At 36.7% G+C, this 4,981-nt stretch carries 5 protein-coding genes; 3 read left to right on the top strand and 2 right to left on the bottom strand.

The features are described 5' to 3' along the window. Window positions 1-653 (top strand): IS30 family transposase (locus B9P78_RS09160; protein WP_148138601.1); only part of this gene is annotated, 653 nt, incomplete at its 5' end. A 63-nt stretch (window positions 654-716) separates the two neighbouring features. On the opposite strand, the gene B9P78_RS09165 is transcribed toward B9P78_RS09160, so the two are convergent. After that, the gene (locus B9P78_RS09165; protein ID WP_233487868.1) at window positions 717-1,985 is read right to left on the bottom strand and encodes a PLP-dependent aminotransferase family protein; all 1,269 of its coding nucleotides are present in this window, start codon (window positions 1,983-1,985) and stop codon (window positions 717-719) included. A gap of 262 nt (window positions 1,986-2,247) precedes the next feature. Here B9P78_RS09165 and pdxS point away from each other — a divergent pair, with 262 nt between their 5' ends. Both pdxS and B9P78_RS09175 read left to right on the top strand, forming a co-directional pair. After that, on the top strand, window positions 2,248-3,105 hold the full coding sequence (gene pdxS / locus B9P78_RS09170; protein WP_094519141.1) for a pyridoxal 5'-phosphate synthase lyase subunit PdxS: 858 nt from the start codon (window positions 2,248-2,250) through the stop codon (window positions 3,103-3,105). A 669-nt stretch (window positions 3,106-3,774) separates the two neighbouring features. Further along, window positions 3,775-4,539, top strand: a complete 765-nt coding sequence (locus B9P78_RS09175; protein ID WP_094519142.1) for an HNH endonuclease — start codon at window positions 3,775-3,777, stop codon at window positions 4,537-4,539. A 95-nt stretch (window positions 4,540-4,634) separates the two neighbouring features. On the opposite strand, the gene B9P78_RS09180 is transcribed toward B9P78_RS09175, so the two are convergent. After that, window positions 4,635-4,889: a helix-turn-helix domain-containing protein gene (locus B9P78_RS09180; protein WP_094519143.1), complete on the bottom strand. Its 255-nt coding sequence runs from the start codon at window positions 4,887-4,889 to the stop codon at window positions 4,635-4,637. Window positions 4,890-4,981: the final 92 nt, after the last annotated feature.

Consider the following 4,981-nt stretch of genomic DNA (forward strand, 5'->3'; position numbering starts at 1 on the left):
ATCGTGCAATTTATCGTGGCGACTTCGATGAGCCTGGTTTATCAACCGGTAATCGAGGCGCTATCCGTAAATTAAGACACAGAGGTAAAACACGCCATTCTAAAAATCACGTAGAGAGAAGAGGAAAGATCCCTATCTCCAATACGATTCATGAACGACCTGATAGCGCTAATGAACGAACTGAGATTGGTCATTGGGAAGCAGATACAGTTGCAGGTCAAACTGGTAAAGCGTGCTTAGTAACGCTAGTTGATAGAAAATCTAGGTTATTACTAATCGGTAAATCTGAGAAGAAAGCTTCTAAGCCGGTAGTTGACCAAATGATTAAATTACTACAAGGTATTGATTCTAATTTTTGTAAAACCATTACACCTGACCGTGGTAAAGAATTCAGTCAACACGCCCGATTGACTGAGGAATTAAATAATACGCAAATTTATTTTCCAGATCCTCATGCTCCTTGGCAAATAGGATCTAATGAGAATACAAATGGACTCCTTAGAGAGTACTCACCGAAAGGTGTTGATTTGACAGATGCAACTGATGAAGAGATACAAGGTTGGGAAACGAAATTAAATACACGTCCCAAAAAATGTTTGAATTGGAAAACACCTTATGAAATCTTTTATAAAACTGTGTTGCACTTAATTTGACAATTTAAGCTAATTAAAAGACTCAGTATGTAAGCTTTTCGCTAATTTACTGAGTCTTTTGCTTTATTTAAAAATAGTGACTAGAGCTTGAATAGCTTGATCAATTTCATCAAGCGCTAGCCCAGCATAACCTAAAATATAACTTTGGTCGAACTGGTTGTTTAATTTAGCGTAGTGGTTGACCGGTTGCAAGCGGATCTTATTTTCAGCTAGCCTAGCTTGAATCACGTCAGCCGGTGGAATCTCACCCTCAATGTTAATAATAAAGAAAAGTCCAGCCCCTGCTTCCTTAATGGTTAGGGGGAGTTGGCTTTGGTTAAGCGCTGCTAGAACCGCTTTTTCCTTACGACGATAATTAGTCCGCAGGCTATTAATGTATTTAGGAAAATGGTTAGAATTGAGAAAATCAGTCATTAAATACTGCTCAAAGCTGGAAATACCACTGGTTTTTAAATGAGCTTGATGGAATTTATTCATTAATTGATCGGGTAAAACTAAATAAGACATCTTAAAAATTGACCCCATACTTTGACGAAAGGCCCCTAATAAAATGACACGCTCTTGGTCGTCCTGACTAGTCAAAGCAGGAACAGGACGGCCCTTAAGGCGGAACTCATTATAGTAGTCATTTTCAATAATATAACGGTTTTCTGCCTGATAGGCCCATTTTAATAAACGCTGACGTCGACGCATCCCCATGATAATGCCAGTGGGAAACTGATGGTTGGGAGTAGTAATCACGATGTTAGCTGAGGTAGTCTCCAAATCCTTAACTGAGAAACCATATTTATCAATCGGGATTCGAATCGTCTTTTGCTGATAGTCTGTAAAGACATCTAAATTTTTATAATAGCCAGGATCTTCTAAGGCATAGATTGAATCGTCTAATAAGGCAAATAGCGTCTGTAAGCTAGCCTTATGACCGCCTGTAATGATGATATTGTCAGCTGAAGTCATCACTCCCCGGTATTTACGTAAATAATTAGCAATAGCCAAGCGTAAAGGGAGCGCACCCAAGTCTTCTTTTAAATTACAATTAACCATGCTTCTTGCTAGAGCGTCGGGTGCATACTGCAATAATTGTTTGGGTTTTAAAGTAGTCATATCACGGTTGGCAAAGTGAAAATCATAAGTATATTGGCTGGCGTCACTTATTTTAGCATGCTCATGTTTTAGTGGCTTTGTCTCAATTTCCTCAGAGGGCAACATATCAATTGCAAGTAAATCCACAAAATAGCCAGATCTTTCCCTCGGCACTATATAGCCTTCATCAGTCAGTTGGTCATAAGCGTTAATGACCGTATTAAGACTGACTTTTAAATGATCTGCCAAGGCCCGCCGTGAGGATAATTGGTCACCACTTTTTAAATGTCCCTGGCAATTTGCCGGATGACTTCATCAACTATTTGTAAGTAGAGGTGTTGGTCTTCGTTAAAGTTCACCGTAATCATGTTTTATCTCCCCTCGTATTGTTCATTTTATTCATTATACATAAAAAAACTATCTGGACCCATAAAAATATCCATTTTTGCATCTTAAGAAACATCCAAAAGACTGTTAAAGTGAAGACAATATTTATAAAGGAGCAATCAAAATGAAACGATCAATCGAAGAAGTACATAAACAATTAGCTGGTGGCGTAATCATGGACGTGGTAAATGTGGAGCAAGCTATAATTGCTGAAGCGGCTGGTGCCGTAGCGATCATGGCTTTAGAAAGAGTTCCTGCAGACATTCGAGCTGCTGGTGGTGTTAGTCGGATGAGTGACCCTCAAATGATAAAAGAAATTCAAGCAGCAGTTTCTATACCAGTCATGGCGAAAGTAAGAATTGGTCACTTTGTCGAAGCTCAAATCTTAGAAAGTTTACAAATTGACTATATTGATGAGTCAGAAGTCCTATCAGTAGCTGACCATGTTTATCATATTGATAAACACCAATTTGAAACACCTTTCGTTTGTGGCGCTAGAGATTTAGGTGAAGCTTTACGCCGTATTCAAGAAGGGGCTAAAATGATTCGTACTAAAGGTGAAGCAGGAACGGGGGATGTTAGTCAAGCGGTTACCCACTTAAGAAAAATCCATGAACAAATCCGCTATGTGGCTTCGTTACAAGATGATGAGCTCTTTAACCAAGCTAAGGAACTAGGCGTCTCTTATGATTTATTAAAGCAAGTCCATGATACTAGTAAATTACCTGTGTTGAACTTTTCAGCTGGCGGGGTGGCAACACCTGCTGATGCGGCTTTAATGGTGCAATTAGGTGCTGAAGGCGTTTTTGTTGGTTCAGGTATTTTCAAATCAGGTAATCCAGAAAAACGTGCCAAATCCATAGTTGAAGCAGTAGCCAATTACAAAGATGCTGCCAAATTAGTCGAAATCTCAACTGATTTAGGCGAAGCGATGGTAGGTATTAATGAAGACGAAATTAAAGTTATCATGTCTAACCGTTAACCATTAAAAACGAGTGTTTCAAAAGTCAGTGGGCTTGTTCTACTGACTTTTTTTTATTTTGTCCTAGGCCGTCTTGAAGCTCTTCTTCCGAGGGGGGGTATCGAGGAGTTACTTAATACCACTCTGCTGTATCTAAATATAAACGCTCAATAAAAGCAAAAAAGTTCATTAAAAATCTTTATTTTAATCACAGTATAAATCTTCTTGCTTGGTTTCATCATTATCTTAATCTTTTTTTCAGCGCGTAACACTTTGGCCTCATAGTCATAAAATCACTGTGGAGAACGAAAGAGAAACAATTATTAAAGATGATATTAATGCTAAAATAGTAAGGAATAAAGTTTACGTTAATGAACTATTAAAAGAAATCATTAGAGTTAGCTTTTCACAAAGTTATTTTATTGAATTGATAACATAGGATATTAAAACCACACTTTAATCAATAAATAGCTTAATCACATCCCACGTGGAGTGTGTAGTGTTGATGACAAGGTAGAAAATTTAATTAAAGTGGGGTGCGGGGATTAATAATTCAATCAACACAACCTTAGAGGTGGTTTTGAAGTATGTGAGAACATATCGATTTACTCATAGTTGTATTAACGGAAAAGATACTGAAGATTAGGCTGAGTTGATAGAAATGTTGTAATCTCTTTAGGAGGGGAAACTATGATTTGGATGATTCCTGCAAACGGAAAAATGTATGATCATGCATCTGCTTTTCAAAAATGGGGCTTTATTGATTGGAGACAGAACCTGAAATTTAATGTTGGTGACATAGTATATATTTATTGCACCAAGCCATTTAAGAAAGTAATGTTCAAAACAATAGTAGATAAAGAATCTTTGTCAAGTGAGGAAATTGTAAACGACGAAGAGTATTGGTTTATAAAAGAAGAATACATAAAATCATTAGGTGGCAAGTATGCTCGTTTAAGATTAGTGGCACAAGTTGACTCAGAAGAGTTAACATTAGTAAAACTAATGATGCATGGATTAAATGCAGCTCCCCAAAAAGGTGTGAAAGTATCTGCTGAATTAGCAACATATATGGACAAACATATGAATGATTACTATTCAGTAAACATTTTCCCTGAATCCGATGATACAGAAAATACGTATGAAGGCGCCGTACATGCGGTATTGGTAAACAAGTATGAGCGAAGTTCTATAGCACGTCAAAAGTGTATTCAATATTATGGATGTAAGTGTGTTGTCTGTGAGTTTGAATTTGAAAAGGTATATGGTGAACTCGGTAAAAACTTTATTCATGTTCACCACCTAACACCATTGAAAGAAATTGGAAAAGAATATATCGTTGACTATAAAAACGACTTGATTCCTGTTTGTCCCAATTGCCATGCTATGCTACATCGTGAAATTGATGGAGAACGATATTCATGGCAAGAACTTAGAGATAAACTAAAGAAATGAGTGGACATATTCCTACATAGTAAAAAAACATCATGTATATGTTTTCACAAACAATCTAATACTAAAAAAGGTGGTATGACGGTCATTTTATCGCCTCAAGCTGAAAAGTTATAATTAAGATAAGCCTCCACCACTTTTAGTTTAAGTTCTTCAGAGTATGAATTATTATATTTTCTAGATTGTAAGGCTGCTAAACCATACTCTCGATATTTATTAACATATTGGTAGAATATGGTGTTATGCATCGATAACCCATACTTTTCTACCAGAGTTGGAAAACTTATGCCATCTTCAATAAACATTAGAATATAATTTTCTAAAATATCAGCAGAATATATTTTTCTGGTCATAAATAAACTCCCCCTAAGATCTATTATTATTTATTAATTTAGGTTACTTAGGGTACGTACCTACGAGCCGTTGAGAGCTACAGCGTAGACGG

Origin of the sequence: Aerococcus sp. 1KP-2016, assembly GCF_002252085.1 — a bacterium.
Taxonomy (GTDB): Bacteria; Bacillota; Bacilli; order Lactobacillales; family Aerococcaceae; genus Aerococcus.